Source organism: Massilia sp. 01N417, from assembly GCF_056399645.1.
On sequence record NZ_JBFTRS010000009.1, the window covers coordinates 31,101 to 57,468 of the forward strand.

24 protein-coding genes are annotated in these 26,368 nt (G+C 65.2%); 20 read left to right on the forward strand and 4 right to left on the reverse strand.

Annotation, left to right across the window (positions count from 1 at the left end):
* The first annotated feature begins 173 nt into the window (after positions 1-173).
* The 9 genes from AC1DOQ_RS11710 to AC1DOQ_RS11750 all read left to right on the forward strand — a co-directional run bounded on the left by AC1DOQ_RS11710 (position 174) and on the right by AC1DOQ_RS11750 (position 14,408).
* Entirely contained in the window at positions 174-3,284 is a 3,111-nt protein-coding gene (locus AC1DOQ_RS11710) for a DEAD/DEAH box helicase (RefSeq protein ID WP_477363677.1), read from the forward strand.
* Between the two features lie 240 nt (positions 3,285-3,524).
* Complete coding sequence (locus AC1DOQ_RS11715) at positions 3,525-4,655, forward strand: PAS domain-containing sensor histidine kinase (RefSeq protein ID WP_477363680.1); 1,131 nt, start codon at positions 3,525-3,527, stop codon at positions 4,653-4,655.
* 88 nt (positions 4,656-4,743) lie between these two features.
* Positions 4,744-5,424 carry a response regulator transcription factor gene (locus tag AC1DOQ_RS11720; RefSeq protein ID WP_477363682.1) on the forward strand — a complete coding sequence of 227 codons (681 nt, stop codon included), beginning with the start codon at positions 4,744-4,746 and terminating at the stop codon, positions 5,422-5,424.
* Between the two features lie 13 nt (positions 5,425-5,437).
* Positions 5,438-5,806, forward strand: a complete 369-nt coding sequence (locus AC1DOQ_RS11725) for a hypothetical protein (protein WP_477363685.1) — start codon at positions 5,438-5,440, stop codon at positions 5,804-5,806.
* 40 nt (positions 5,807-5,846) lie between these two features.
* A complete protein-coding gene (locus AC1DOQ_RS11730; RefSeq protein ID WP_477363688.1) occupies positions 5,847-6,107 on the forward strand; it encodes a hypothetical protein in 261 nt (86 codons plus the stop codon).
* Between the two features lie 73 nt (positions 6,108-6,180).
* Positions 6,181-6,891 carry a transposase gene (locus AC1DOQ_RS11735; RefSeq protein ID WP_477363691.1) on the forward strand — a complete coding sequence of 237 codons (711 nt, stop codon included), beginning with the start codon at positions 6,181-6,183 and terminating at the stop codon, positions 6,889-6,891.
* Between the two features lie 210 nt (positions 6,892-7,101).
* Positions 7,102-11,823 (forward strand): glutamate synthase-related protein, encoded by a 4,722-nt coding sequence (locus tag AC1DOQ_RS11740; RefSeq protein WP_477363694.1) that lies wholly within the window; start codon positions 7,102-7,104, stop codon positions 11,821-11,823.
* Between the two features lie 124 nt (positions 11,824-11,947).
* The gene (locus AC1DOQ_RS11745) at positions 11,948-13,411 is read left to right on the forward strand and encodes a glutamate synthase subunit beta (RefSeq protein ID WP_477363697.1); all 1,464 of its coding nucleotides are present in this window, start codon (positions 11,948-11,950) and stop codon (positions 13,409-13,411) included.
* A 139-nt stretch (positions 13,412-13,550) separates the two neighbouring features.
* Positions 13,551-14,408, forward strand: coding sequence for an endonuclease/exonuclease/phosphatase family protein (locus tag AC1DOQ_RS11750; protein WP_477363700.1), 858 nt, complete (start codon positions 13,551-13,553; stop codon positions 14,406-14,408).
* Here AC1DOQ_RS11750 and AC1DOQ_RS11755 read toward each other — a convergent pair.
* The 3 genes from AC1DOQ_RS11755 to AC1DOQ_RS11765 are packed head-to-tail and all read right to left on the reverse strand — an operon-like array spanning position 14,360 to position 16,957.
* Positions 14,360-15,394, reverse strand: coding sequence for a CapA family protein (locus AC1DOQ_RS11755; RefSeq protein ID WP_477363703.1), 1,035 nt, complete (start codon positions 15,392-15,394; stop codon positions 14,360-14,362). The two genes, AC1DOQ_RS11750 and AC1DOQ_RS11755, sit on opposite strands and share 49 nt — an antisense overlap.
* Positions 15,395-15,399: 5 nt before the next feature.
* Positions 15,400-16,041 carry a hydrolase gene (locus AC1DOQ_RS11760; RefSeq protein ID WP_477363706.1) on the reverse strand — a complete coding sequence of 214 codons (642 nt, stop codon included), beginning with the start codon at positions 16,039-16,041 and terminating at the stop codon, positions 15,400-15,402.
* 52 nt (positions 16,042-16,093) lie between these two features.
* Entirely contained in the window at positions 16,094-16,957 is an 864-nt protein-coding gene (locus AC1DOQ_RS11765) for a pirin family protein (protein ID WP_477363709.1), read from the reverse strand.
* Between the two features lie 112 nt (positions 16,958-17,069).
* Between AC1DOQ_RS11765 and AC1DOQ_RS11770 the strand changes: the two genes are divergently transcribed.
* Positions 17,070-17,975 (forward strand): LysR substrate-binding domain-containing protein, encoded by a 906-nt coding sequence (locus AC1DOQ_RS11770; RefSeq protein ID WP_477363712.1) that lies wholly within the window; start codon positions 17,070-17,072, stop codon positions 17,973-17,975.
* A gap of 15 nt (positions 17,976-17,990) precedes the next feature.
* On the opposite strand, the gene AC1DOQ_RS11775 is transcribed toward AC1DOQ_RS11770, so the two are convergent.
* Complete coding sequence (locus tag AC1DOQ_RS11775; RefSeq protein WP_477364073.1) at positions 17,991-18,641, reverse strand: dienelactone hydrolase family protein; 651 nt, start codon at positions 18,639-18,641, stop codon at positions 17,991-17,993.
* 372 nt (positions 18,642-19,013) lie between these two features.
* Between AC1DOQ_RS11775 and AC1DOQ_RS11780 the strand changes: the two genes are divergently transcribed.
* The 10 genes from AC1DOQ_RS11780 to murA all read left to right on the forward strand — a co-directional run bounded on the left by AC1DOQ_RS11780 (position 19,014) and on the right by murA (position 26,321).
* Positions 19,014-19,817, forward strand: coding sequence for an ABC transporter ATP-binding protein (locus AC1DOQ_RS11780; RefSeq protein ID WP_477363715.1), 804 nt, complete (start codon positions 19,014-19,016; stop codon positions 19,815-19,817).
* Positions 19,814-20,596: a lipid asymmetry maintenance ABC transporter permease subunit MlaE gene (mlaE, locus tag AC1DOQ_RS11785; protein ID WP_477363718.1), complete on the forward strand. Its 783-nt coding sequence runs from the start codon at positions 19,814-19,816 to the stop codon at positions 20,594-20,596. Before AC1DOQ_RS11780 ends, mlaE begins: the two co-directional genes overlap by 4 nt.
* Before the next feature lie 46 nt (positions 20,597-20,642).
* Positions 20,643-21,119 carry an outer membrane lipid asymmetry maintenance protein MlaD gene (gene mlaD / locus AC1DOQ_RS11790; protein WP_441935249.1) on the forward strand — a complete coding sequence of 159 codons (477 nt, stop codon included), beginning with the start codon at positions 20,643-20,645 and terminating at the stop codon, positions 21,117-21,119.
* The gene (locus AC1DOQ_RS11795) at positions 21,116-22,006 is read left to right on the forward strand and encodes an MlaA family lipoprotein (protein ID WP_477363721.1); all 891 of its coding nucleotides are present in this window, start codon (positions 21,116-21,118) and stop codon (positions 22,004-22,006) included. The genes mlaD and AC1DOQ_RS11795 overlap by 4 nt, the downstream gene beginning before the upstream one ends.
* Before the next feature lie 30 nt (positions 22,007-22,036).
* On the forward strand, positions 22,037-22,687 hold the full coding sequence (locus AC1DOQ_RS11800; protein WP_477363724.1) for an MlaC/ttg2D family ABC transporter substrate-binding protein: 651 nt from the start codon (positions 22,037-22,039) through the stop codon (positions 22,685-22,687).
* A 2-nt stretch (positions 22,688-22,689) separates the two neighbouring features.
* On the forward strand, positions 22,690-22,965 hold the full coding sequence (locus tag AC1DOQ_RS11805; protein WP_477363727.1) for an STAS domain-containing protein: 276 nt from the start codon (positions 22,690-22,692) through the stop codon (positions 22,963-22,965).
* A 129-nt stretch (positions 22,966-23,094) separates the two neighbouring features.
* A complete protein-coding gene (locus tag AC1DOQ_RS11810; protein ID WP_477363730.1) occupies positions 23,095-24,030 on the forward strand; it encodes an ABC transporter ATP-binding protein in 936 nt (311 codons plus the stop codon).
* Positions 24,027-24,794, forward strand: coding sequence for an ABC transporter permease (locus AC1DOQ_RS11815; protein WP_477363733.1), 768 nt, complete (start codon positions 24,027-24,029; stop codon positions 24,792-24,794). The genes AC1DOQ_RS11810 and AC1DOQ_RS11815 overlap by 4 nt, the downstream gene beginning before the upstream one ends.
* A 25-nt stretch (positions 24,795-24,819) precedes the next feature.
* Positions 24,820-25,059 (forward strand): BolA family protein, encoded by a 240-nt coding sequence (locus AC1DOQ_RS11820; RefSeq protein WP_477363736.1) that lies wholly within the window; start codon positions 24,820-24,822, stop codon positions 25,057-25,059.
* Positions 25,060-25,070: 11 nt separating this feature from the next.
* Positions 25,071-26,321, forward strand: a complete 1,251-nt coding sequence (murA, locus tag AC1DOQ_RS11825) for a UDP-N-acetylglucosamine 1-carboxyvinyltransferase (protein ID WP_477363738.1) — start codon at positions 25,071-25,073, stop codon at positions 26,319-26,321.
* Positions 26,322-26,368: the final 47 nt, after the last annotated feature.

A 26,368-nucleotide genomic window follows, 5' to 3' on the forward strand; every position in this document is an offset into this window, starting at 1 on the left:
GCTCGTTCGTGTGGGGGTGGTGCAAAAGCGCGGAAGCGTGTAACTTTTCTCTCTTTTGCTTTCTTTCGGCCGGTAAAGATTTCTCGGCAAGGTGCGATTCCGAACAAAACAGAACGGACCGCATGAAGGATAATATCGGTTGTTGTTTTTTTTCATACAGACTCGTGAGACCCATGCACACAGTTGATCTTCATCGCGACGACACCAGCGAGGCACCTCCGGCTAGAGCGCCAGCACGCGCGCCAGCCCTGCCTGCCCCGGTGTTGAGCTGGCTGCAAAGGGTCGAAGCGGCAGCACATCCCCAGCCCAAGCTGACCGCGGAAGTCGCCGACCCCAAAGCTGTCCAGTACAAATTCGTTTATGTCATGGCCCCGACCAGCGGCGGCCGTCACGTCGCGGTGTGCCTGTGCAAGGCGCGCCTGCGTCCGAACGGCGACGTGGCCGCCGCCAGCCCGGTGGGCGAAGTGTTTTCCCTGCTGTCGGCGCCGCCGGCTTACCTGGAGGGCGACGACGAAGACCTGGTTCGTTTCTTTATTGCAATGCGCAGCGGGTCGAACCAGAGCACCAGCGCCACCGAGCCGAAGGGCAAAGTGGGCGCCATCCTGCTGGAGCAATTGCTCGCGCAGGGCAAGCTGCTGTGGGCGAACTCCTGGTCCGACATGACCAACGGCCTGCTGTACCCATTGCAGCAGGGACCGGTACGCAAGGCCAGCCTGGCCTGGCGCGACGAGGGCCGTACGGCCAAGCTCGGCTGGTCGGTGGAGCCGGCCAAGGGCGCGACCCATGCCGGCGCCGACCTGGTCGATTACATGCTGCCGACCGATCCGCCGTGGTACATCGACAACCTGTCCTGCGGTCCCCTCGAGCTGAACCGTGGCGGCATCGACATCTCGCTGGCCGAGCTGCAGGCCCTGGTGGCGCAAGCCCCGGCGCTGGGCGGCAACGACAAGAAGCGCGTCTCGCAGTTGCTGCTGGCGCACGGCCTGCAACAGCTGATGCCGCTGCCGCAGCCGCTCACCCAGCGCCTGCGCGACGACGTCAAGCCGGTGCCCCACCTGCTGCTGGACGCGCTTCCCGTGGCCGAGGGCAATGGCCAGCGCTGGCAGGACTTCGCCGTCCTGTCCTTCGACTATGACGGCCAGCGCATCTCCTTCGACCCGGCCCAGCGCGTGGTGCGCCAGATCGGCGACGTCACCGAGATCATCGCCCGCGACGAAGCCGCCGAGGCCAAGGCGCTCGACATCCTCAACAAGATGGGCTTCCGCAAGCCGGCCACGACGCCGCTGAGCTCGCTGTCCGGCGCGCTGCTGCTGGACGGCCAGGCGCAGTGGCTGCGCTTTGCCGGCAACGACCTCGAATCGCTGACCGATCTCGGCTGGCAGGTGCAGAAATCGGCCAAGTACCGCTACGACGTGGTGCCGGTCGAAGACTGGTATGCCGACATCGACGAGCCGATCGAGGCCGGCAATGCCTGGTTCGAGCTGGAGCTGGGCATCGTCGTCAACCGCAAGCGGGTGCCGCTGCTGCCGGTGCTGGTCCAGCTGATCCGCAGCGCACCGCTGGATTTCAATCCGGAAGTGCTGGCGGTACACACCGAGGCCGACCAGATGCTGGCGACCCTGCCCGACGGCCTGCGCGTGGCGCTGCCCTGGGGCCGCGTGAAGCCCATCCTGTCGACCCTGGGCGAGCTGTATTTCAACGACAAGATCAAGTCCAGGGTGCGCCTGTCGACCCTGGACGCGGCGCGCCTGGAAGAGCTGGCCCGCGGCGCCGAGTTCACCTGGACCGGCGGCGAACGCCTGCGCGAGACCGGCCGCAAGCTGAGCCAGTTCGGCAAGGTCAAGAAAGTCGATGCGCCGAAAGGCCTGCAGGCGACCCTGCGCGACTACCAGCTCGACGGTCTGGCCTGGATGCAATTCCTGCGCGAATACGACCTGGGCGGCATCCTGGCCGACGACATGGGCCTCGGTAAAACCGTGCAGACCATCGCCCACATCCTGACGGAAAAGGAAGCGGGCCGCCTGACCAGCCCGGCGCTGGTGATCGCGCCGACCAGCCTCATGATGAACTGGATGGAAGAAGCCGCGCGCTTCGCCCCCAGCCTGAAGGTGTTGTTGCTGCAAGGTAAGGAACGCATGGAGCTGTTCGACCAGATCGACGGCGCCGACATCGTGCTGACCACCTACGCCCTGCTGCCGCGCGACGAGGAAAAGCTGCGCGAGCACCAGTATCACCTGGTGATCCTGGACGAATCGCACTACATCAAGAACACCCGCTCGAAGGCGGCGCAGACGGCCGGCTCGCTGAACGCGCGCCACCGTCTCTGCCTGTCCGGCACGCCGCTGGAAAACCACCTGGGCGAGCTGTGGTCGCAGTTCCACTTCCTGCTGCCGGGCCTGCTCGGCGACGAGAAGACCTTCAACAGCCAGTTCCGCCATCCGATCGAACGCCAGGACGATCCGGTGCGCCGCACCCTCCTCAATCGCCGCATCAGGCCTTTCCTGCTGCGCCGTACCAAGGACCACGTGGCCAAGGAATTGCCGGAAAAGACCGAGATGATCCGCCGCATCGAGCTCAGCGGTCCGCAGCGCGACCTCTACGAGACCGTGCGCCTGGCGATGGACAAGAAGGTGCGCGAGGAGATCGACCGCAAGGGCGTGGCGCGCAGCCAGATCGTGATCCTGGAAGCGCTGCTGAAACTGCGCCAGGTCTGCTGCGACCCGCGCCTGGTGAAAGCCATGCCGTCGCGCAAGAACACGGCGGCGGTATCGGCCAAGCTGACCGACCTGATGCAGATGATCGACGACCTGCTGGGCGAGGGCCGCAAGATCCTGGTGTTCTCGCAGTTCACCAGCATGCTGGCCCTGATCGAGGAAGAGCTGGAAGCGCGCGGCATCCGCTATGCGCTGCTGACCGGCGAAACCCGCGACCGCTCGGCCCAGGTGGCCGCCTTCCAGCAGGGCGCGGTGCCGATCTTCCTGATCAGCCTGAAGGCCGGCGGCGTCGGCCTGAACCTGACCGCGGCCGACACCGTGATTCACTACGACCCATGGTGGAACCCGGCAGCCGAAAACCAGGCCACCGACCGCGCCTGGCGCATCGGCCAGGACAAGCCGGTGTTCGTCTACAAGCTGATTGCGAAAGGCACGCTGGAAGAGAAGATCCAGCTGCTGCAGCAGAAGAAGTCGGAACTGGCGCAGTCGATCCTGTCCGAAGGCGAGTCGCAGAAGATGGCGTTGACGCAGGAAGACTTGCAGGCGATTTTTGCGCCGCTGGAAGACTAAAAATACCGTCGTCCCCGCGTAGGCGGGGGACCCAAGTTTGTACGCGTTTCGATAGCGCAAGCAGAACCTGGGGCCTCGCGCAGCGAGGCGCCTGCGCGGGGACGACGTTGTTTCTGCGGCGTTTCTGCGTCGTTATGCACCGCGAATACCCAAAAGCAACATCTTAGAGTCACTGTTCTATACAAATGACTAAACAGGGCACTATACTTCACGACTGAACATACTTTGGTGAAGGGTTCCATGGCCCGCAACGCCCACCTTCCTCTGTCTGGCCGTGCGGAGCCGGCGAACACCCTGGCGACGGCCGAGGCCTTCCGTAGCATTGCCGAGCTCGGCGGCGACCTGGCCTTCATCCTCGATTGCGCCAGCGGTCTGCCTGTCTATATCAGTCCAAACGTCAACGAAATGCTGGGTTATGGCGTTCTGGATGTTCATGAACATTTATCAACAAATATGGAAGGTCCGCTGGCAGCCTTGTGCGCCGGCTTGCAGGAGCGCCTGCGCCGCTTCGCCGCGGGCGACGGTTCGCGCCTGCGCGTGGTGCGCGAGTTCGACATCCTGCGGCCGGACGGCCGGGAAGTGCCGGTGGAAGTGATCTCGACCCTGCTGCTGGACGAGGCGGGCAGGGCGCAGGCGCTGGCCGGCCTGGTGCGCGACCAGTCCGCGCGGCGGGAGCGCGAACGCGAGCAGAAGCGCTTCGCCAGCATGCTGAACCATGAGTTCCGCACGCCGCTGTCGACCATCGACGGCGCCATCCAGCGGCTGGAAGCGACCAATACGAAAGCCGACGAGCCGACGCGCCAGCGCTACCGCAAGATCGCGACCGCGACCGACCGCCTGATCGCGATGCTGGACGACTATCTGTCGCCGGAACGGATGGCGGCACTGGGGCGCCAGCGCCAGGAAAAATCGGTGGCGCCGCGCCTGCTGCTGGAAGAAGTGGTGGCGCAGGCGCGCGTGGCCGGCAGGAAGGTGGCGCTGGAGGCGGACGAGCTGCCGGCCCAGCTGCGCGGCGAGCCCGCCGGCCTGCGCCTGGCGCTGAAGATGTTGCTCGAGAACGCGCTGCGCTATACGCCGGCCGATACCGCCCTCACGGTGCTGGGACGGCGCACGGGGAACGGCGTCGAGCTGGCGCTGCGCGATGCGGGGGCGGGCGTGCCGCCGGCCGACCTGCCGCGCATCTTCGACAAGGGCTATCGCGGCAGCAATGCCGCCGGCCTGCCGGGCAGCGGCCTGGGCCTGTACATGGCGCGCTCCGTCGTCGAAGTGCACGGCGGCACGCTGGAGCATGCGGCGGCGCCGGAAGGCGGGGCCGAATTCCGCCTGTGGCTCCCGGTACAAGATGCGCCGGGGAAAGGTCTTGCTTCCTGACAGACCAGCAGTGATAATCGGGACGGCCTACGGGTAGCCACCCGACCAAAAAGAGACCGGGAAAAACAAATAAAGACATGGCCAACCCATGACGCAAATACTGATTGTTGAAGACAATGGCGAATACGCCGGCGACATGGCCGACTTCCTCAAGGAACTTGGCCATGACGTCACGATCGCGACCACCGCCGGCGACATGTGGGCGGCGCTGACCCGCACGCCCGCCGCCGTGGTGGTGCTCGACCTCGGCTTGCCGGACGAAGACGGGTTCAACGTCATCCCGCGGATGCGCCAGCTGTATCCGGAGATCGGCCTGCTGGTCCTGACCGGGCGGGTCGCGTTCGACAACCGCATCCTCGGCCTGCGCCTGGGCGCGGACCACTACCTCACCAAGCCGATCAAGTTCCCCGAGCTGGCCGCCCACATCGAGGCGCTGGACCGCCGCGTGCGTCCGCAAGAACCGGCCCCGGCGCCGAGCAAGTGGACCTTGCGCGTGTCCGCCCGCCAGCTCGAGCTGATGGGCAAGGTCATCGACCTGACGGAAAAGGAGTGCAATTTCCTGCACCTGCTGACGATCAACACCCGGCCGGTGCCGCGCCAGGTGATCGTGGCCGGCATGGGCGGCGACGATCCGGACGCCAGCCGCCGCGTCGACATGCTGGTCTACCGCTTGCGCAAGAAGGCGCGCACCGGCCTCGGCCAGGACTTGCCGCTGCGCAGTGCCTACGGCGAAGGCTACAGCCTGTCGGCCGGCTTCACGCTGGCCTGAAACCCTCGAGCGCATGAGGCGCAAGACCTGGCTCCTGCTTGCATGCGCGGCTGGCGCCGGCGTCCTGCTGGCCTGGCAGTCGCTGCGCCAGGAAGCTGACGGGAATCCGTCAACCTGCAGCGCTTCGACGGAAAAGTTCATGGCCTCGCTTGCGCCGGGGATGCCTTATCCCGAGGTCGTGAAGGAAATCCAGCACAGGAAGCTGCGCTACGAGGCGCCCGAACCGCTGCCGGGGTACGACGCCGACGATACACGCCGGCTGTACGTGAGGCTCAGGGAAACCGGTTTCCTGGTCAGCCGGCGCGAGGATGTCCGCGTCGAATTCGACAGCGCCAGGAAATTGGCCCGGCTCGACTGCATGGTCATCTTCAGCCGACCCTGATACCCTAGGCTGCCGATCGCGCGCATGGAGGCAATCCGCCATGAAGTTTCCCTGCCCCTGGGAAGAAGTCGACGGTTTCACCAGCCTGGTCGAATTCCGCAGCTTCGAATGCTGGATGACCGGGCAGGTCAGCGGTGGCCTGGCCAGGCAGGTGCCGGTGGCCGTTCCCTACCGCCACGGCGATGGCGGCGGCGGCATCGTGCTGGTCGAGGTCTGGTATCTGCACCTGCAGAGCCGCGAAACCTGGCGCCTGGTATGGCCGGAGCCCCCTTTCGACGGCATTTTCAAGAAAATCCGATAATTAGGGACATGGTAATGCATTTTTTCCGTGTGCGCGGATATAATCGGGGACATAGTCAAATCCCGATACCGCCATGGCCCGCCAACCCCGCCTGATCCTGCCGAACCAGCCGCACCTGATCCTCCAGCGCGGCAACGACAACCAGCCCATCTTCCGCGACGACGAAGACCAGGAGCGCTTCCACGACTGGCTGAAGGAGTGCGCGCGGCTGTACAAGGTGGCGGTCCACGCCTGGGTCCTGATGCCGAATCACGTCATCCTGCTGGCCACACCCGCGGACGAAGACGGCCTGGCGCTGATGATGCAGAAGGTCGGCCGCCATTACGTTCCCTGGTTCAACAGCAAGTACGGCCGCTCGGGCACGCTGTTCCAGGGCCGCTTCCGCACCTCGCTGGTCGACGCCCCGCACTACCTGCTGGCGGCAAGCCGCTACCTCGAGCTGGCGCCGGTGCTCGCCCAGCTGGCGCCGGAACCGGCCGACTACCGCTGGTCCAGCTATGCCCACCACGCCGGCCTGCGGTCCGATACCCTGGTCACCGACCACATGCTGTACTGGGGACTCGGCAACACGCCCTTCCAGCGCGAAGCCGCCTACATCGAACTGGTGCAGCAGGGCTATGGCAGCGAGGAGGGGGAACTGATCGGCGGCGCGCTGGCCAAGGGCGCGCCGGTGGGCTCCCATGCCTTCAAGGTTGAGCTCGAAAAAAAGACCAAACGGCAGATTCTGCCAGCCAAGCGTGGACGCCCCTTCAAGACCAGGCAGCCGGAAGAGCTGCTCGACTGAGTCGTCGATTTCCAGCAATCCATTGATTTAAAAAGCATTTTGGTAGCGGAGATGCCGCTGGTGTACGCGTTATTACTATGTCCCTATTTATTTTGAAGGTAAAAGTTTCCAAATTTAATTCGACTCCGACCCTAATTGTTGTGATTGATGTTTACTTGACTCTGCTCTATTCTCGGCCTTCACTTCTTCAAAAATGCCGTGGAGTCCCTCATGATTGCCCAAGGTTTATACGATCCCGCCAATGAACACGATGCCTGCGGCGTCGGTTTCATCGCCCACATCAAGGGCAACAAGAGTCATTCGATTATTGAACAGGGTCTGCTGATCCTGAAGAACCTGGACCACCGCGGTGCGGTCGGCGCCGATGCGCTGATGGGCGACGGCGCCGGCATCCTGATCCAGATCCCCGACCAGTACTACCGCGACGAGATGGCCAGGCAGGGCGTCGAGCTGCCGCCGCCCGGCGAATACGGCGTCGGCATGATCTTCCTGCCGAAGGAACACGCCTCGCGCATCGCCTGCGAACAGGAAATCGAGCGCGCCGTGCGCGCCGAAGGCCAGGTCGTGTTGGGCTGGCGCAACGTGCCGGTCGACGAGACCATGCCGATGTCGCCGACCGTGCGCGCCAAGGAACCGGTGATCCGCCAGATCTTCATCGGCCGCGGTCCCGACGTCATGGTCACCGACGCGCTCGAGCGCAAGCTGTACGTGATCCGCAAATCGTCCGGCCACGCGATCCAGGCCCTGAAACTCATCCACGGCAAGGAATTCTTCGTGCCCTCGATGTCGGCCCGTACCGTCGTCTACAAGGGCCTGCTGCTGGCCGACCAGGTCGGCGTCTACTACCGCGACCTGCAGGACCCGCGCTGCGTCTCGGCCCTGGCCCTGGTGCACCAGCGCTTCTCGACCAACACCTTCCCGGAATGGCCGCTGGCCCACCCCTACCGCCTGATCGCCCACAACGGCGAGATCAACACCGTCAAGGGCAACTTCAACTGGACCCGCGCCCGCGAAGGCATGATGAAGTCGGCCGTGCTGGGCGAAGACCTGAACAAGCTGTTCCCGCTGATCTATGAAGGCCAGTCGGACACCGCCTGCTTCGACAACGCGCTGGAACTGCTGGTGATGGCCGGCTACCCGATCGCCCAGGCGATGATGATGATGATTCCGGAAGCGTGGGAAAACCATGCGACCATGGACGAGAACCGCCGCGCCTTCTACGAATACCACGCCGCGATGATGGAGCCGTGGGACGGCCCGGCCGCGATGGCCTTCACCGACGGCCGCCACATCGGCGGCACCCTCGACCGCAACGGCCTGCGTCCGGCGCGCTACGTCGTCACCGACGACGACCTGGTGGTGATGGCTTCCGAGTCCGGCGTGCTGCCGATCCCGGAATCGCGCATCGTCAAGAAATGGCGCCTGCAGCCGGGCAAGATGTTCCTGATCGACCTCGAAGCCGGCCGCATCATCGACGACAAGGAACTGAAGGACACCTACTCGAACGCCAAGCCGTACAAGGCCTGGATCAAGTCGGTGCGCATCAAGCTCAACGAAATCAAGGTCACCGACAGCCAGCTCGCCCACAGCCGCGTGAAGGATACGCCGGCCCAGGGAGAGAAGGCGGCGATCTCGCTGCTGGACCGCCAGCAGTCCTTCGGTTACACCCAGGAAGACCTGAAGTTCCTGATGGCGCCGATGGCGGTGCTGGGCGAGGAAGCCACCGGCTCGATGGGCAACGACTCGCCGCTGGCGGTGATGTCGAACAAGCTCAAGCCGCTGTACTCCTACTTCAAGCAGCTGTTTGCGCAGGTGACGAACCCGCCGATCGACCCGATCCGCGAAAGCATGGTGATGTCGCTGGTGTCCTTCATCGGCCCGAAGCCGAACCTGCTGGACACGAACAACGTGAACCCGCCGATGCGCCTCGAAGTCTCGCAGCCGATCCTCGGTTTCGACGACATGGCGCGCCTGCGCTCGATCAGCCTGCACACCGGCGGCAAGTTCAAGTCCTATGAGCTGAACATCTGCTACCCGACCAGCTGGGGCAAGGAGGGCATCGAAGCCTCGCTGGCCTCGCTGTGCGCGGAAGCCGTGGACGCGGTCAAGTCCGGCCACAACATCCTGATYGTCTCGGACCGCGCGATGTCGGCCGAGCAGGTCGCGATCCCGGCCCTGCTGGCCACCTCGGCGATCCACCAGCACCTGGTGATGCGCGGCCTGCGCGCCTCGACCGGCCTGGTGGTCGAAACCGGTTCGGCCCGCGAAACCCACCACTTCGCCCTGCTGGCCGGCTATGGCGCCGAAGCCGTGCACCCCTACCTGGCGCTGGAGACCCTGGTCGACCTGGCGGCCCACCTGCCGAAGGCGATGTCGCCGCAGGACGCGACCTACAACTACACCAAGGCGGTCGGCAAGGGCCTGATGAAGGTGATGTCGAAGATGGGCATCTCGACCTATATGTCCTACTGCGGCGCCCAGATCTTCGAAGCCGTGGGCCTGAACAAGTCGCTGGTCGACAAATACTTCCGCGGCACCTCGTCGACGGTGGAAGGCATCGGCCTGTTCGAAGTGGCCGAGGAAGCGCTGCGCCTGCACCACCTGGCCTTCGGCAAGGACCCGGTGCTGGCCAACAGCCTGGACGTCGGCGGCGAATACGCCTTCCGCGTGCGCGGCGAAGACCACTTGTGGACTCCGGACGCGATCGCCAAGCTGCAGCACTCGACCCGCGCCAACAACTTCAACACGTATAAAGAGTACGCCCAGATCATCAACGACCAGAGCAAGCGTCACCTGACCCTGCGCGGCCTGATGGAATTCAAGATCGACCCGGCCAAGGCGATCCCGCTGGGCGAAGTCGAACCGGCCAAGGAAATCGTCAAGCGCTTCGCCACCGGTGCGATGTCGCTCGGTTCGATCTCGACCGAAGCCCACGCGACGCTCGCCATCGCCATGAACCGCATCGGCGGCAAGAGCAATACCGGCGAAGGCGGCGAAGATCCGCGCCGCTACATGGGCGAGTTCAAGGGCATCAAGATCGCCAAGGGCGAGACCCTGGCCTCGATCCTGGGCTCGGACCGCGTGGTTGCCGACATCCCGCTGCAGGAAGGCGATTCGCTGCGCTCGAAGATCAAGCAGGTGGCTTCCGGCCGCTTCGGCGTCAGCGCCGAGTACCTGGCGTCGGCCGACCAGATCCAGATCAAGATGGCGCAAGGCGCCAAGCCGGGCGAAGGCGGCCAGCTGCCGGGCCACAAGGTGTCCGAGTACATCGCGTCGCTGCGCGTGTCGGTGCCGGGTGTCGGCCTGATCTCGCCGCCGCCGCACCACGACATCTACTCGATCGAAGACCTGGCGCAGCTGATCCACGACCTGAAGAACGCCAACCCGAACGCGTCGATCTCGGTGAAGCTGGTGTCGGAAGTCGGCATCGGCACCGTTGCCGCCGGCGTCTCGAAGGCCAAGGCCGACCACGTGGTCGTCGCCGGCCATGACGGCGGCACCGGCGCCTCGCCGCTGTCGTCGGTGAAGCATGCCGGCACGCCGTGGGAACTGGGCCTCGCCGAGACCCAGCAGACCCTGGTGCTGAACGGCCTGCGCAGCCGCATCCGCGTGCAGGCCGACGGCCAGATGCGCACCGGCCGCGACGTCGTCATCGCCGCCCTGCTGGGTGCCGACGAAATCGGCTTCGCCACCGCGCCGCTGGTGGTCGAGGGCTGCATCATGATGCGCAAGTGCCACCTGAACACCTGCCCGGTGGGCGTGGCGACCCAGGACCCGGAGCTGCGCGCCAAGTTCCAGGGTAAGCCGGAACACGTGGTGAACTACTTCTTCTTCGTTGCCGAGGAAGCGCGCCAGATCATGGCCCAGCTGGGCATCCGCACTTACGACGAGCTGATCGGCCGCGCCGACCTGCTCGACCAGAGCCGCGCCGTCACCCACTGGAAGGCGCAGGGCCTGGACTTCAGCAATATCTTCTACCAGCCGAAGGCCGCCAGCCCGCAGGCCCTGCTGCACAGCGAAGGCCAGGACCACGGCCTCGACAAGGCACTCGACCACAAGCTGATCGCCCAGGCCAAGCCGGCGCTGGAGCGCGGCGAGCGCGTGTCCTTCATCTCGCCGGTGCGCAACGTCAACCGCACGGTCGGCACCATGCTGTCGGGTGAAGTCGCCAAGCGCTACGGCCATGCCGGCCTGCCGGACGATACCATCCACATCCAGCTGCAGGGCACGGCGGGCCAGTCGGCCGCGGCCTTCCTGGCGGCCGGCATCACGATCGACCTGGTGGGCGAGGGCAACGACTACGTGGGTAAAGGTTTGTCGGGCGGCCGCATCATCGTGCGTCCGAATACCGAGTTCCGCGGCTGGGCGGTCGACAACATCATCGTCGGCAACACGGTGCTGTACGGCGCCATCGCCGGCGAAGCCTTCTTCAACGGCGTGGCCGGCGAACGCTTCGCGGTGCGTAACTCGGGCGCGACGGCCATCGTCGAAGGCCTGGGCGACCACGGCTGCGAATACATGACCGGCGGTACCGTGGTCGTGCTGGGCGACACCGGCCGCAACTTCGCAGCCGGCATGTCGGGCGGCGTGGCTTACGTGTACGACCCGAAGGGCGAGTTCGAGCAAAAGTGCAACACGACGATGGTCAACCTGGAGCGCGTGCTGTCCACCAAGGAGCAGGGCGACAAGTCGTCCTGGCACGCCCAGACCCGCCACGGCGAGCGCGAGTCGGACGAAGCGATCCTGAAGCGCCTGATCGAACGCCACTTCAAGCACACCGGCTCGACCCGCGCCCGCAACCTGCTGGACGACTGGGCCACCAGCCGCGGCAAGTTCGTGAAGGTCTTCCCGACCGAATACAAGCGCGCGCTGGAGGAGATGCACAACTCCAGCATGGAAGAGGCGAACGACAAGATCGAGTTGGCTGCCTGAATACCGTCGTTCCCGCGAAGGCGGGAATCCAAGTTCTGCGAGCGCTGACGATACGCGTGCAAACTTGGACCCCCGCCTGCGCGGGGGCGACGGCTGAATCGACGGAATTGATAAGGAAAATATTGTGGGTAAAATCACCGGCTTCATGGAATTTCAGCGCCAGGAAGAAGACCACCTGGAACCCGCCGCGCGCCTGAAGAACTACAAGGAATTCACGCTGACGCTCACCAACGAGCAGGCCAAGGTGCAGGGCGCGCGCTGCATGGATTGCGGCATCCCCTTCTGTAACACGGGCTGCCCGGTCAACAACCTGATCCCCGACTGGAACGACCTGGTCTATCACGGCAACTACCGCAACGCCGTCGAGAACCTCCATTCGACCAACAACTTCCCGGAATTCACGGGCCGGATCTGCCCCGCACCCTGCGAGGCCGCCTGCACGCTGGGCATCAACAACGAGCCGGTGGGCATCAAGTCGATCGAGCGCAAGATCGCCGACGCCGGCTGGGAAAACGGCTGGATCGTGCCGCAGCCGGCCGCCGTCAAGACCGGCAAGAAGGTGGCGATCGTCGGTTCGGGTCCCGCCGGCCTGGCCGCGGCCCAGCAGCTGGCGCGCGCCGGCCACGACGTGACCGTGTTCGAGAAGAGCGACCGCATCGGCGGCCTGCTGCGCTACGGCATCCCCGACTTCAAGATGGAGAAGGGCCTGATCGACCGCCGCGTGGAGCAGATGCAGGCGGAAGGCGTGAGCTTCCGCACCAGCACCCTGATCGGCAAGGACTTCCCGACCACGGTCAGCAATATGGCGCGCGAGACCATCTTCCCGGAAGACCTGGTCAAGGACTTCGACGCCGTCATCATGGCCGGCGGCGCCGAGCAGCCGCGCGACCTGCCGGTGCCGGGCCGCGAGCTGAAGGGCGTGCACTTCGCGATGGACTTCCTGCCGCAGCAGAACCGCGTGAACGCCGGCGACAAGGTGAAGGACCAGATCAAGGCCACCGGCAAGCACGTGGTCGTGATTGGCGGCGGCGACACCGGTTCCGACTGCGTCGGCACCTCGAACCGCCACGGCGCCGCGTCCGTCACCCAGTTCGAACTGATGCCGATGCCGCCCGAGATTGAAAACAAGCCGCTGGTCTGGCCCTACTGGCCGACCAAGCTGCGCACCTCGTCCTCGCACGAAGAGGGCTGCGAGCGCGACTTCGCGGTGGCCACCAAGCGCTTCGAAGGCAAGGGCGGCAAGGTCGAGAAGGTCATCGCCTGCCGCGTCGAGTGGAAGGACGGCAAGATGATCGAAGTGCCGAACACCGAGTTCGAACTGAAGGCCGACCTGGTGCTGCTGGCCATGGGCTTCGTCGCGCCGGTGCAGCAGGTGCTGGATGCCTTCAGCGTGCAGAAGGATGCGCGCGGCAATGCCCGTGCGACGGTCGATGGCGAGACCTCGTACCAGACCACGGTGCCGAAGGTGTTCGCGGCCGGCGACATGCGCCGCGGCCAGTCGCTGGTGGTGTGGGCGATCCGCGAGGGACGCCAGTGCGCGCGCGCCGTCGACGAGTTCCTGATGGGTTCTTCCGACCTGCCGCGCTGAGCGGCGGTATCGGGCGCACGTGAACAGCGGCCCTGCGGGGCCGCTTCGTCGTTCAGTGGCGTTTAGTGGAGGGCGATAAACTGCGCGTCCGTCCGGCCATTCCCGCGCCATCGGCGGCAGGATGTGCTTAACTCTGCGCATGAGAACAATCCTCCTGCTGCTCGCCATGCTCTGCGGGCCCGCCGCGTGGGCGGCATCCCAGGCCGCGGTGACGCCGAATGGCGCCACCTACAATGTCGCCACCTACAACCTCCGCTACGACAATCCCGGCGACGGTCCCAACGCCTGGCCGGCGCGCAAGGAGATGGTCAAGGCGCTGATCCGCTACCACGAGTTCGACATCCTCGGCACCCAGGAAGGCTTGTCCGGCCAGATCGCCGACCTCGCGCAGATGGACGAATTCGAGCATGTCGGCGTCGGCCGCGACGACGGCAAGGACGCCGGCGAACATTCGGCGATCTTCTTCCGCAAGAGCCGCTTTGCCTTGCTGGACAAGGGGGATTTCTGGCTCAGCGAAACGCCCGACCGGCCCTCTTTCGGCTGGGACGCCAAGTGCTGTCATCGCCTCGCCTCATGGGCGCGCCTGCGCGACCGCGCCAGCTCGCGCGTGCTGTATGTCTTCTCGGTGCATTTCGACCATGAGGGCGAACAGGCGCGCCGCGCCTCGGCCGATCTGATGCTGAAGAAGATCGCCGCGATCGCCCGCGGCGAGCCGGCCATCTGCGTCGGCGATTTCAATTCGACGCCGGACACGGCGCAGATCCGCACCATGTCGGCCGCGCTGCGCGACGCCTACCAGGCCAGCAGGACGCCGCCCTACGGCCCGGCCGGCACCTTCAACGATTTTCACATCGACAGGCTCGCCACCGATCGGATCGACTACATCTTCGTCGACCGCCACTTCGACGTCCTCAAGTACGCGGTGCTGGGCGACTCCTTCGACAGGCGCTATCCCTCCGACCACTTCCCGGTCGTCGCGCGGGTGGTGCTCAGGTAGACCGCCAGGCGATCGTCCTCGACCTGGACCGTGGTGCCGAGGGCCGCGCACAGCTCACCCATGCGCTCGGCGATCCAGGTCCGCTGCGCGCTGTTCGCCGGGAACGCCCGGCAATGCCGGATGAACAGCGGGTACATGACGATCCGCTCCAGCGCGTCTTCGCCGAACTCGAGCGCGAACAGCAGCTGGTGGTCGTTGCGAAAGCCCGGGTCGACGGCGTAATCGTCGACCAGGTCGCCGGCCGCATACAGGATCGGGCAGCCTTCGTACAGCTCGATGCCCTGGAATACGTGGGCGCTGTGGCCGAACACGATCTTCCAGCCGACCTCGATCGCGGCCCGCGCCAGGCGGCGCTGGCGCTGGTCGGGCGCGCTCGCCATGTTCGGCCCCCAGTGCAGCGACAGGATCGGCCAGCGCACCCCTTCCGCACGCAGCGGCGCCAGCGCGCGGGCGAAGGCGTCGATGGCGGCGGCCTCGTCGTGCAGGCCGATCCAGGCCATGCCGGGATGGTCTCGTGTGGCGGCGAAATCGTCCTGGTGGTCGCAGAAGGCCGCCATGCCGATGCGTACGCCCTTGCGCTCGACGATCACCGGCGCCGATGCCGCCGCTAGGTCGGCGCCGGCGCCCGTGTGGAGGATGCCGTTGGCGTCGAGGATGCGGACCGTCTCCAGCAAACCCTGCACGTCGTAGTCGAGGATGTGGTTGTTCGCCAGGCTCACCAGCCCGACGCCCGCATCGCGCAGCGCCTCGCCGGCGAGCGGCGGCGCGCGAAAATAGAAGGCTTTCGGTGCGCCGTGCCAGCGCTCTCCCGGTTCGCAGATCGCGCACTCGAGGTTGGCGACGGCGAGGTCGGCCTCGCGCAGCAGCGGCGCGAGCGCGCCGAGCGGATGATGCGCACCCTCGCGCAGCATGGCCTCGCCGGCCAGGCGCCCGAGCATCAGGTCGCCACCGAACAACAGGCGCAGCGGCGCGGGGTGCGCATCCATGCCGCTTACTCCGCGCGGTCGTAGCCGAACTGGATGCCGGCCGTGCCGCCGGTCTCGATGAACAGGTCGATGAAGGCGGGGACGGTGTCCTTGCGCTGCCAGTCGCGCTGGAGTTCGCAGAACAGCTGGGCCACGCTGATCATCTTGCCGCCGGCCTGTTCGATCCGGCGCAGGGCCATGTCGTGGGCGGTGACGGAGGTGCCGCCGACGGCATCCGCGACCACGTAGACTTCGTAGCCTTCCTGCAGCGCGTCGAGGGCCGGGAAGGTCAGGCAGGCTTCGGTCCACAGCGCCGTCATGATGAGTTTCTTGCGGCCGGTGGCTTCGACCGCCTTCTTGAACTCGACGTCTTCCCAGGAATTGATGCTGGTGCGGTCGTAGGTCGGAAAATCGCCCAGCACCTTGCGCAGCTGGCCGATCGGCGGCTTGTTCAGACCGGTCTTGACGTTCACGGTCGAGTGGACGATGGGCAGGCCGTAGGCGATCGCGGCTTTCGCCGTGCCGACGATGTTATTCACGAGCAGCTGCCGGTCCATCGAGGCGATCGAATTCACCTGCACCGGCTGGTAGTCGATGATGATGAATGCGGCGTTCTGGGGCGTCAGCAGGTGGTCCTGGCGCGGGTCGCGGATTGCTTCGCTGGTCATCTTGGTCTCCTTCGGGTGGTAAAAAAGGGCGCATGCGTGCATGCGTCCGGGGTCAAGCCATGGCGCCGAAGCGTCCGCTGTTGAAATCGGCGATCGCCTGCAAAATCTGCTCCTGGCTGTTCATGACGAAGGGGCCGTAGCCCACCACCGGCTCGCCGATCGGTTCGCCGCTCAGCAGGAGCAGCATGGCGTCGCTGTCGCCCGTCAGTTCCAGCCCGCTTCCGGCGCGGTCCAGCACGGCCATCTGCGCCTCGCCGACGGTGGCCTCGTCGTTGACGGTCACCGTGCCGCGCAGCACGATCACGGCGGTGTTCCAGCCCTCCCGGGCGGGCAGGGTGACGCTGGCGCCGGTGTTCAGGCGGATATCCCAGACATTCATCGGCGAGAAGGTGCGCGCCGGGCCGGCGTGGCCGTCGTAGTTGCCGGCGATGATGCGCGCCGTACCCGCGCCGCCGGGCAGGGGCACGGCCGGGATGCTGTCGTTCGTGATGGCCTGGTAGCGCGGCGGCGACATCTTGTCCTTCGCGGGCAGGTTCACCCACAGCTGCACCATGTCGAGCGTGCCGCCGTCGCGGGAAAAGGCGTCCGAGTGGAATTCCTCGTGCAGGATCCCGGACGCGGCCGTCATCCACTGGACGTCGCCGGGCCCGATCACGCCGCTCCGGCCGGTCGAGTCGCGGTGCGCGACTTCGCCCCGGTAGACGATGGTGACCGTCTCGAAACCGCGGTGCGGGTGCTGGCCGACGCCGCGCGCGCCGCCGGTGGGCGTGAAATCCATCGGGCCGGCCCGGTCCAGCAGCAGGAAGGGGTCGAGGCGCTCGCCATGCTCGTGGTAGGAGAACAGGGAACGTACGGGAAAACCGTCGCCGACCCAGTGCTGGCGCGGTGCGCTTTCGATGCCGATGATCTTTTTCATGACTCCCCCTGAGGCTGCGTAAATATGTGAATCGACACACACAGTATGGATGTGGGCCTGGTACACCGGTAGACGTATGATCTGGAAATCACTGTCCTATTTCGGGAACACTGTGGATGACCTGAACGATCTTTTCTATTTCGTGAAAGTGGTGGAGCACGGCGGCTTCACCCAGGCCGGGCGCGCGCTGAACATGCCGAAGTCCAAGCTCAGCAGGCGGATCGCCGCCCTCGAGGAGCGCTACGAGGTGCGCCTGCTGCAACGCTCGACGCGCCATTTCTCGGTCACGGAAACCGGCCACGAGTTCTACCAGCACTGCCTGTCGGTGCTGGTGGAAGTGGAAGCGGCGCGCGAAGTCATCGAGCGCAAGCGCGCGGAGCCCCAGGGCATCGTGCGCATGAGCTGTCCCACCGCCCTGCTCGAATACCGCATCGGCGACCTGCTGGCCGGCTTCATGGCCGCCTATCCGAAAGTCGAGGTCCGGCTCGAATCGACCAACCGCCGCGTCGACGTCCTCGGCGAAGGACTGGACCTGGCCCTGCGGGTGCGCTTCCCGCCGCTCGAAGACAGCGGCCTGGCGATGCGCTCCCTGGCCCAGAGCGTCCAGCGTCTGGTGGCCTCGCCCGCCTTCCTGGCGCGGCACGGCATGCCCGCCGCGGCGCCGCCGTCGATGGCGGCGCTGGAAGGATTGACGAGCCTGGACTGGGGGCCGCCGCGCGACCACGTCTGGCAGCTGGTCGGTCCCGGAGGCGAGGAGGCCCAGGTCCGCCACCGGCCGCGCTACATCACGGATGACATGACGGCCCTGCGCCAGGCCGCCCTGGGCGGGGTCGGCATCGTGCAGCTGCCCTGCATGGTGGTCGAGGAAGACCTGCGCAGCGGGGCGCTGCTGGACGTCATGCCCGGATGGGCGCCCAAGGGCGGCATCGTGCACGCGGTGTTCCCGTCGCGCCGCGGCCTGCTGCCGGCGGTGCGCCTGCTGATCGACTACCTGGCCACCCACATCAAGCAGGATTGAGCGGCGCGGGCGGGCCTACTTCACATCGCGGGCAAAATGCCCGCCGAACCAGTTGGCGGCCAGCCGCGCCACTTCCTCCAGGGCGCCCGGCTCCTCGAACAGGTGGGTGGCGCCGGCCACGATGGCCAGCTCGCGCGGACAGCGCAGCTGGGCGAAGGCTTGCCGGTTCAGGTCGATCACGCCGTCGTCGTTGCCGCCCACGATGAGCAGGGTCGGCGCCGTCACGCCGTGCAGGGCCGCGATGCCGGCCAGGTCGGGCCGGCCGCCGCGCGAGACCACGGCGGCAATCGATAAATACGGCGGGCCGGGATGCGGCTGTCCCAGGTAGGGGTCGCCGAGGTGGGGCTCGCCGGCCAGCCGCAGCGCGGCGGCGGCGCCGGTGCTGGCGCCGAACAGTCCCAGCGGCAGCTTCGCGGTCGCCGGCTCGCGCGCCAGCCAGCGCGCCGCGCTGCGCAGGCGCAGGGTGAGCAGGGCGATGTCGAAACGGTGATAGGCATCGGCTTCCTCGTCCTCGCTGAGCAGGTCCAGCAGCAGGGTGCCGATGCCGGCCTCGCGCAGGATGCGGGCCACGTAGTTGTTGCGCGGGCTGAGGCGGCTGCTGCCGCTGCCGTGGGCGAACAGGACGACGCCCAGCGCTTCGTGGGGCAGTTCCAGCATGCCTTCCATGTCGATGGCGTCGTGCTGGATGTGGATCAGGGCCTTGGCGTTCACGTTGGCCTCCCGGGTAAGTTCAAGCCCATGATGCGCCCGAAAATCCGGGGAGTCCATGCCCCCTCGCGAAGGGGGAATCGTTACGCATGCTTTGCATGCCAAGTGTTTGTTTCCAAGGGGAATTTGTTAATAATCTTTAGCAAAGTGCAACAATTTCAAGCATGCATATCTCATTTAAAACAAATACTTACGTTAAGAAAATATCTGACTCACTGTTCAGTAGTGTTGTAATATCACGTCGATAAGCACGCTGGAATTGGGCTGTCTCCAGCAGGGATTAACGTTTCTGCACTACAATACGAGATTCACCAAATACCAAATTTCACTGTGTCCAACCTTGTCGAAATCCGCGATCTGCATTTTTCGTATGGAGATCGCCCCATCCTGTCGAATCTGAGCATGGATTTCCCGCGCGGCAAGCTGATCGCCGTGATGGGCGGTTCCGGCTCCGGCAAGACGACGGTGCTGCGCCTGATCGGCGGCCAGATCCGTCCCCAGCGCGGCACGGTCACGGTGGGCGGCGAAGTCGTTCACCAGCTCGACACGAAAAACCTTTACCGCCTGCGCAGCAAGATGGGCATGCTGTTCCAGTTCGGCGCCCTGTTCACCGACCTGACCGTGTTCGAGAACGTCGCCTTCCCGCTGCGCGAACACACGGAGCTGCCGGAAGAAGTGCTGCGCGACCTGGTGCTGATGCGCCTGAACGCCGTGGGACTGCGCAATGCGGCCCAGCTCAAGCCGAACGAGATCTCGGGCGGCATGGCGCGCCGCGTGGCGCTGGCGCGCGCGATCGCGCTGGACCCGGAACTGATCATGTACGACGAGCCCTTCGCCGGCCTCGACCCGATCTCGATGGGGGTGACCGCCAACCTGATCCGCAACCTGAACGACACCCTCGGCTCGACCTCGATCCTGGTCTCGCACGACGTCAACGAAACCTTCAGCATCGCCGACTACGTGTATTTCCTGTCCGGCGGAAAAATCGTCGCCCAGGGCACGCCGGAAGACATGCGTGCATCGAACGACCCGTACGTAAAACAGTTCGTCAACGCCGAGCCGGACGGCCCGGTACCTTTCCACTATCCGGGCAAGTCGCTGGCCGAAGACCTGGGCCTGGAGGGCAAGCGATGATCGCGCGCTTCCTCGGCTTCATCGGCGCCTTCGTGCTGGACACGATCGCCCGCATCGGCTTCGTCACCCGCTCCTTCTTCAAGCTGCTGGGCCGGCTGCCCGGCGCCCTGAAGCGCCCGGCGCTGATCTCGGAACAGGTCCACTTCATCGGCAACTATTCGATGCTGATCATCGTCGTGTCCGGCCTGTTCGTCGGCATGGTGCTGGGCCTGCAGGGCTATTACACGCTGAGCCAGTTCGGCGCCGACGAGAAACTCGGCCAGCTGGTGGCGCTGTCGCTGCTGCGCGAGCTCGGTCCGGTGGTCACCGCGCTGCTGTTCGCGGGCCGCGCCGGCACCTCGCTGACCGCCGAGATCGGCCTCATGAAGGCCGGCGAGCAGCTGTCGGCCATGGAAATGATGGCCGTGAACCCGCTCCAGCGCGTGCTGGCGCCGCGTTTCTGGGGCGGCATGATCGCCATGCCGGTGCTGGCCACGATCTTTTCCGCCATCGGCATCATCGGCGGCTACCTGGTCGGCGTGCAGCTGATCGGCGTGGACGAGGGCGCGTTCTGGTCCCAGATGCAGAGCAATATCGACGTCCGCCGCGACATCATGAACGGCGTCCTGAAGAGCTTCGTGTTCGGCATCGCCGTCACCTTCACCGCCCTGTTCCAGGGGTATGAAGCGCAGCCGACGCCGGAAGGCGTGTCGCGCGCGACCACGCGCACCGTCGTGATCGCGTCGCTGATGGTGTTGGGCCTCGACTTCGTCATGACCGCGCTGATGTTCAACAAATGATTTAGAAGACTGGCTGATTTAACGCCTACATATATTAGGAAATCTTATGCATCGCAAATCTATTGACGTCTGGGTCGGACTTTTCGTGCTGTTGGGTGCGGTATCGCTCCTTTTCCTGGCCCTCAAGGCAGGTAACATGAGCACCATATCGTTCAGCAAGACGTATGCGATCGTCGGCAAGTTCGACAACATCGGTGGCCTCAAGCCGCAATCGCCCGTCAAGAGCGCAGGCGTGGTCGTGGGCCGGGTGGGCGATATCAGCTTCGACGACAAGAGCTTCCAGGCCCTGGTTCGCCTCGATTTGAACCCGGCCTATAAGTTCCCGAAAGATAGTTCGCTGAAGATCCTGACCTCCGGTCTGCTGGGCGAACAGTACATCGGCATCGAAGCGGGCGGCGACACCAACAACCTGGTGGACGGCGACCGCATCACCCGCACGCAGTCCGCCGCGGTGCTGGAAGACCTGATCAACCAGTTTATTTATAGCAAAGCAGCCGAAGGAAAGGACGGTAATAGCAAATGAGCATTCGTAACGCATTGACACTGGCGGCAGGCGCCGCCGTGCTGCTGAGCGGCTGCGCGACCGCCACCAATCCGAAGGACCCCTTCGAAAAGTTCAACCGGGCAATGTTCAGCTTCAACGACGCGGTCGACCGTACCGCCCTGAAGCCGACCGCGACCGTTTACCGGAACTACACCCCGGATTTCGTCCAGACCGGCGTCGGCAACTTCTTCGGCAACCTGTCGGACCTGTGGAGCTCGGTCAACAATTTTGCCCAGCTCAAGGGCCAGGACGGCTTGAACGACTTCACCCGCTTTGCCGTGAACTCGACCCTGGGCCTGGCCGGCGTGCTGGACATCGCGACCCCGGCCGGCCTGCGCAAGCACAACGAAGACCTGGGCCAGACCCTGGGTTACTGGGGCGTTCCAAGCGGCCCCTACTTGATGTTGCCGATTCTGGGCGCATCTACGGTGCGCGACACCATTGCCCTGCCGGGCGACTTCTGGGGCGATCCCTGGGATCACGTGAACGATATCCCGTGGCGTAACAGCGGCATCTTGCTGCGCGCCGTCGACCAGCGCGCCAGCGTGCTGGATGCCTCGAACCTGCTGGAAGACGCTGCCCTCGACCGCTACGAATTCATTCGCGACGGTTACCTGCAGCGCCGTAACAGCAAGGTGCTGGATACCGACAAGGCCCAGGAACGCGCCGACAAGGTGCATGAAAAGCTCGAGAAGGTACAGGAAAAAGTGCAGGAAAGGCTGGGCGTGAAGAAGACGCCGCAGCCGGACGACGCCGGCGGCGACGCCGCGCCGGCCAGCCAGGACCAGCCCCCGGCAAAACAGGATTCGGCGCCGAATAATCCGCCGGTGCCGGCGCCCGTGTCATCCGAACCGGTCCGGAAGTAGTTAACGGGATAACCAAGACAAAGGAAGCGTATGAAGCCTATCGCACAACTGATCGTGACCGCCGCCGTGGCGGCCTTTTCCACCAGCGTGATCGCTGCCCCGGCCCCGGCCGCCAACGAAGCGCCGGACGTGCTGGTCAAGCGCGTCAGCACCGACGTGATCGACGCGGTCAAGGCCGACAAGGATATCCAGGCTGGCAACAGCCGCAAGATCATCGACCTGGTCAACACCAAGATCCTGCCGTATGTCGATTCCGACAAGATGACGTCGCAGGCTGCCGGCCGCTTCTGGCGCCAGGCGACCCCGGAGCAGCAGAAGCAACTGTCGGAGGAATTCCGCCAGCTGCTGATCTACACCTATTCCGGCGCCCTCTCGCAGATCAAGAACGAAACCATCGAGTTCAAGCCCTTCCGCACCGACCCGGCCGACTCCGAAGTCGAGGTGAAGTCGCAGGTCAACATGACCCGCGGCGAGCCGATCACCCTGAACTACCGCCTGAGCAAGACCCCGCAGGGCTGGAAGATCTTCGACCTGAACGTGATGGGCGCCTGGCTGGTCGAGACCTACAAGTCGACCTTCGCTTCCGAGATCGGCAAGGGCGGCATCGATGGCCTGATCAAGAAGCTGCACGACCGTAACCAGCAGCTGGCCAACAAGCCGCTGAAGGCGCCGCAGAAGTAAGCATGGCCGAGTCCAATCCGATGCTCTCGCTGGATGCCCTGACTTTCCAGAACGCCCAGGCGGCGCTGGAGCAGGGCTGCGCGGCGCTGTCCGCCGGCGAGACCGTGTTCGACCTCGGCGGCGTGCGTGCCGCCGATTCCTCGGCCCTGGCGCTGATGCTGGCCTGGCAGCGTCGCGCCCAGGCCCACGGGCGCAAGCTCAGTTTCGTCAATGTGCCGGCCAACGTCGATGCGCTGGCGCGCCTGTATGGTGTCGATGGCCTGATCGGGCGGGTATAGGCGTTTGCACATCGCGTGGGCACGGCGTGCCCACCCTGCCGATGGGCTCACGCCGACCCGTCATGACGATTTCTTCTATAATGGCTCGTTTCCCCTGCATGGTCCGCCGTCCGGCGCGGCCACTTTCGCATGACAGCCATCCAGATTGACAGCGTCGAGAAAAGCTACAAGGGCTTCAAGGCCCTCAAGGGCGTTTCCCTGACCATCGAACAAGGCGAATTCTTCGGCCTGCTCGGCCCGAACGGCGCCGGCAAGACCACCCTCATCTCCTGCATCGCGGGCCTGATCCGGCCCGATGTCGGGAGCGTGCGCATCCACGGCCACGACGTCGTCAAGGACTTCCGCTCGGCGCGCATGGCGCTCGGCGTGGTGCCGCAGGAGCTGGTGTTCGATCCCTTCTTCACGGTGCGCGAGACCCTGCGCCTGCAATCCGGCTACTTCGGCCTGAAGAACAACGACAAGTGGATCGACGAGGTCATGGAAAACCTCGACCTGACCGCCAAGGCCGACGTCAACATGCGCGCCCTGTCCGGCGGCATGAAGCGGCGCGTGCTGGTGGCCCAGGCCCTGGTCCACAAGCCGCCCGTGATCGTGCTGGACGAACCGACCGCCGGCGTCGACGTCGAACTGCGCCAGACCCTGTGGAAGTTCATTTCGCGCCTGAACCGCGAGGGCCACACCGTGGTCCTGACCACCCACTACCTCGAGGAAGCGCAGGCCATGTGCCAGCGCGTGGCCATGCTCAAGACCGGCAACGTGGTGGCGCTGGACACCATGTCGCAGCTGCTGCGCCGCGTGTCGGGCTCCTCGCTGATCGTGCACCTGAAGCAGGGAACGCTGCCGGAAGGCCTGCGTCACCTGGTCGCCCACGACGAGCACGACGACGCCTCCAAGCAGAATGGACAGGGCAACAAGTACACCCTGCGCGTGAACGAGTACGCCGACGTCGAAGGCATCCTGGCGCGCCTGCGCGAGTCGGGCGCCGTGATCGACGAAATGCAGCTGCAGCAGGCCGACCTGGAAGACATCTTTATCCAGATCATGGAAGGGGCACCGATCCGATGAGCGTTTTTTCCGTGGGTTTCCGCACCCTGTTCTACAAAGAGATCCTGCGCTTCTGGAAGGTCGCCACCCAGACCATCGCCGCGCCGGTCGTCACCTCGATGCTCTACCTGCTGATCTTCGGCCACGTGCTGGAAGGCCGCGTGCAGATGCTCGCGGGTGTCGACTACACCGCCTTCCTGATCCCGGGCCTGGTGATGATGAGCGTGCTGCAGAACGCCTTCGCCAACTCCTCGTCCTCGCTGATCCAGTCCAAGATCACCGGCAACCTGGTGTTCATCCTGCTGCCGCCGCTGTCGCACTGGGAGATCCTGTCCGCCTACGTGACGGCATCGATCGTGCGCGGCCTGTGCGTGGGCGCCGGCGTGTTCATCATCACCGCCTGGTTCGCCCACCTGTCCTTCGTGTTCCCGCTGTGGATCGTCGTGTTTGCCCTGCTGGGCGCAGCCATCCTCGGCACCATGGGCGTGATCGCCGGCATCTGGGCCGAGAAGTTCGACCAGCTGGCCGCGTTCCAGAACTTTTTGATCATGCCTGCAACATTTTTGGCCGGTGTGTTCTATTCGATCCAGAAACTGCCCCCGTTCTGGCTGGCGGTCTCGCATTTCAACCCGTTCTTTTATATGATTGACGGGTTCCGTTACGGTTTCTTCGGCAAGTCGGACGTCTCGCCCTGGACCAGCCTGGCCATCGTCGCCGTGTTCTTCATCGTGCTGGCCGGCGTCGCCATCAACCTGCTCCGCCGCGGCTACAAGCTGCGTCATTAAGATTTATCCAAATTCACTGCGCATCATGGCTACCACACCTGAACTCATCCACGGCTACATCAAGGCCGGCCTGGACACCACCCACCTCGAAGTCGAGGGCGACGGCCAGCACTTCAGCGCCGTCATCGTGTCCCCGGCGTTTGCCGGCAAGAGCCGCATCCAGCGCCACCAGATCGTCTATGCCGCCCTCGGCGACCGCATGCGCGAAGAGATCCACGCGCTGTCGATGAAGACCCTGACCCCCGAAGAATTCGCTGGCCAATAAAAGGACAAGACATGGACAAGCTCCAGATCACCGGCGGCAAGCGCCTGAACGGCGACATCGTCATCTCGGGCGCCAAGAACGCCGCGCTGCCCATCCTCTGCGCCGGCCTGCTGACCTCGGGCGACCTCGAACTGTCGAACGTGCCGCGCCTGCACGACGTGCGCACCATGCTCAAGCTGCTCGAACAGACCGGCCTCAAGGTCACGCAGGACGACGAGAACGTCACCCTGAACGGTGCCAACATCGACAAGCTCGAAGCGCCGTACGAGCTGGTGAAGACCATGCGCGCCTCGATCCTGGTGCTGGGCCCGATGCTGGCGCGCTTCGGCGAAGCCAAGGTCTCGCTGCCGGGCGGCTGCGCGATCGGCTCGCGTCCGGTCGACCAGCACATCAAGGGCCTGCGCGCGATGGGCGCCGAGATCACGATCGAAGGCGGCTACATCCACGCCAAATGCGCGAAGCTGAAGGGCGCGCGCATCCTGACCGACATGATCACCGTGACCGGCACCGAGAACCTGCTGATGGCCGCGGTGCTGGCCGAAGGCGAGACCGTGCTGGAAAACGCCGCGCGCGAGCCGGAAGTGACCGACCTCGCCAACATGCTGGTGGCGATGGGCGCGAAGATCGAGGGCATCGGCACCGACCGCCTGGTGATCCAGGGCGTGGAGAGCCTGCACGGCACCAGGCACGCCGTGATTTCGGACCGCATCGAAGCCGCGACCTTCCTCTGCGCGGTGGCGGCGACCGGCGGCGACATCCGCATCGTCAACACCCGCACCGACATCTTCGACGTCGCCATCGACAAGCTGCGCGAGATGGGCGTGCAACTGACGGTGGAAGGCCAGGCCATCCGCGCGCGCATGGACGGCCGTCCGCGGCCGGTGTCCTTCCGCACCACCGAATACCCCGGCTTCCCGACCGACATGCAGGCCCAGTTCATGGCGGTGAACACCATCGCCGACGGCCCGAGCCGCGTGACCGAGACCATTTTCGAGAACCGCTTCATGCACGTGCAGGAACTGAACCGCCTGGGCGCGCAGATCTCGATCGAGGGCAACACCGCCTTCATGCGCGGCGTCGACCGCCTGGTCGGCGCGCCGGTGATGGCCACCGACCTGCGCGCCTCGGCCTCGCTGGTGATCGCCGGCCTGGCCGCCGAGGGCACGACCATCGTCGACCGGATCTATCACCTGGACCGGGGTTACGACCGCATGGAAGCCAAGCTGTCGGCGGTTGGGGCGGATATCGTTCGGATCAAATAAAGTTACTATAAGCGTAGTACCAGCATTACCAGCGTCGTTCCTGCGAA

Bases quoted from the DNA above. Each gene is read 5' to 3' on its own strand.
- AC1DOQ_RS11710 (WP_477363677.1), top strand. From the start codon at position 174: ATGCACACAGTTGATCTTCATCGCGACGACACCAGCGAGGCACCTCCG.
- AC1DOQ_RS11715 (WP_477363680.1), top strand. From the start codon at position 3,525: ATGGCCCGCAACGCCCACCTTCCTCTGTCTGGCCGTGCGGAGCCGGCG.
- AC1DOQ_RS11720 (WP_477363682.1), top strand. From the start codon at position 4,744: ATGACGCAAATACTGATTGTTGAAGACAATGGCGAATACGCCGGCGAC.
- AC1DOQ_RS11725 (WP_477363685.1), top strand. From the start codon at position 5,438: ATGAGGCGCAAGACCTGGCTCCTGCTTGCATGCGCGGCTGGCGCCGGC.
- AC1DOQ_RS11730 (WP_477363688.1), top strand. From the start codon at position 5,847: ATGAAGTTTCCCTGCCCCTGGGAAGAAGTCGACGGTTTCACCAGCCTG.
- AC1DOQ_RS11735 (WP_477363691.1), top strand. From the start codon at position 6,181: ATGGCCCGCCAACCCCGCCTGATCCTGCCGAACCAGCCGCACCTGATC.
- AC1DOQ_RS11750 (WP_477363700.1), top strand. From the start codon at position 13,551: ATGAGAACAATCCTCCTGCTGCTCGCCATGCTCTGCGGGCCCGCCGCG.
- AC1DOQ_RS11755 (WP_477363703.1), bottom strand. From the start codon at position 15,394: ATGGATGCGCACCCCGCGCCGCTGCGCCTGTTGTTCGGTGGCGACCTG.
- AC1DOQ_RS11760 (WP_477363706.1), bottom strand. From the start codon at position 16,041: ATGACCAGCGAAGCAATCCGCGACCCGCGCCAGGACCACCTGCTGACG.
- AC1DOQ_RS11765 (WP_477363709.1), bottom strand. From the start codon at position 16,957: ATGAAAAAGATCATCGGCATCGAAAGCGCACCGCGCCAGCACTGGGTC.
- AC1DOQ_RS11775 (WP_477364073.1), bottom strand. From the start codon at position 18,641: ATGGAAGGCATGCTGGAACTGCCCCACGAAGCGCTGGGCGTCGTCCTG.
- mlaE (WP_477363718.1), top strand. From the start codon at position 19,814: ATGATCGCGCGCTTCCTCGGCTTCATCGGCGCCTTCGTGCTGGACACG.
- mlaD (WP_441935249.1), top strand. From the start codon at position 20,643: ATGCATCGCAAATCTATTGACGTCTGGGTCGGACTTTTCGTGCTGTTG.
- AC1DOQ_RS11795 (WP_477363721.1), top strand. From the start codon at position 21,116: ATGAGCATTCGTAACGCATTGACACTGGCGGCAGGCGCCGCCGTGCTG.
- AC1DOQ_RS11800 (WP_477363724.1), top strand. From the start codon at position 22,037: ATGAAGCCTATCGCACAACTGATCGTGACCGCCGCCGTGGCGGCCTTT.
- AC1DOQ_RS11805 (WP_477363727.1), top strand. From the start codon at position 22,690: ATGGCCGAGTCCAATCCGATGCTCTCGCTGGATGCCCTGACTTTCCAG.
- AC1DOQ_RS11810 (WP_477363730.1), top strand. From the start codon at position 23,095: ATGACAGCCATCCAGATTGACAGCGTCGAGAAAAGCTACAAGGGCTTC.
- AC1DOQ_RS11815 (WP_477363733.1), top strand. From the start codon at position 24,027: ATGAGCGTTTTTTCCGTGGGTTTCCGCACCCTGTTCTACAAAGAGATC.
- AC1DOQ_RS11820 (WP_477363736.1), top strand. From the start codon at position 24,820: ATGGCTACCACACCTGAACTCATCCACGGCTACATCAAGGCCGGCCTG.
- murA (WP_477363738.1), top strand. From the start codon at position 25,071: ATGGACAAGCTCCAGATCACCGGCGGCAAGCGCCTGAACGGCGACATC.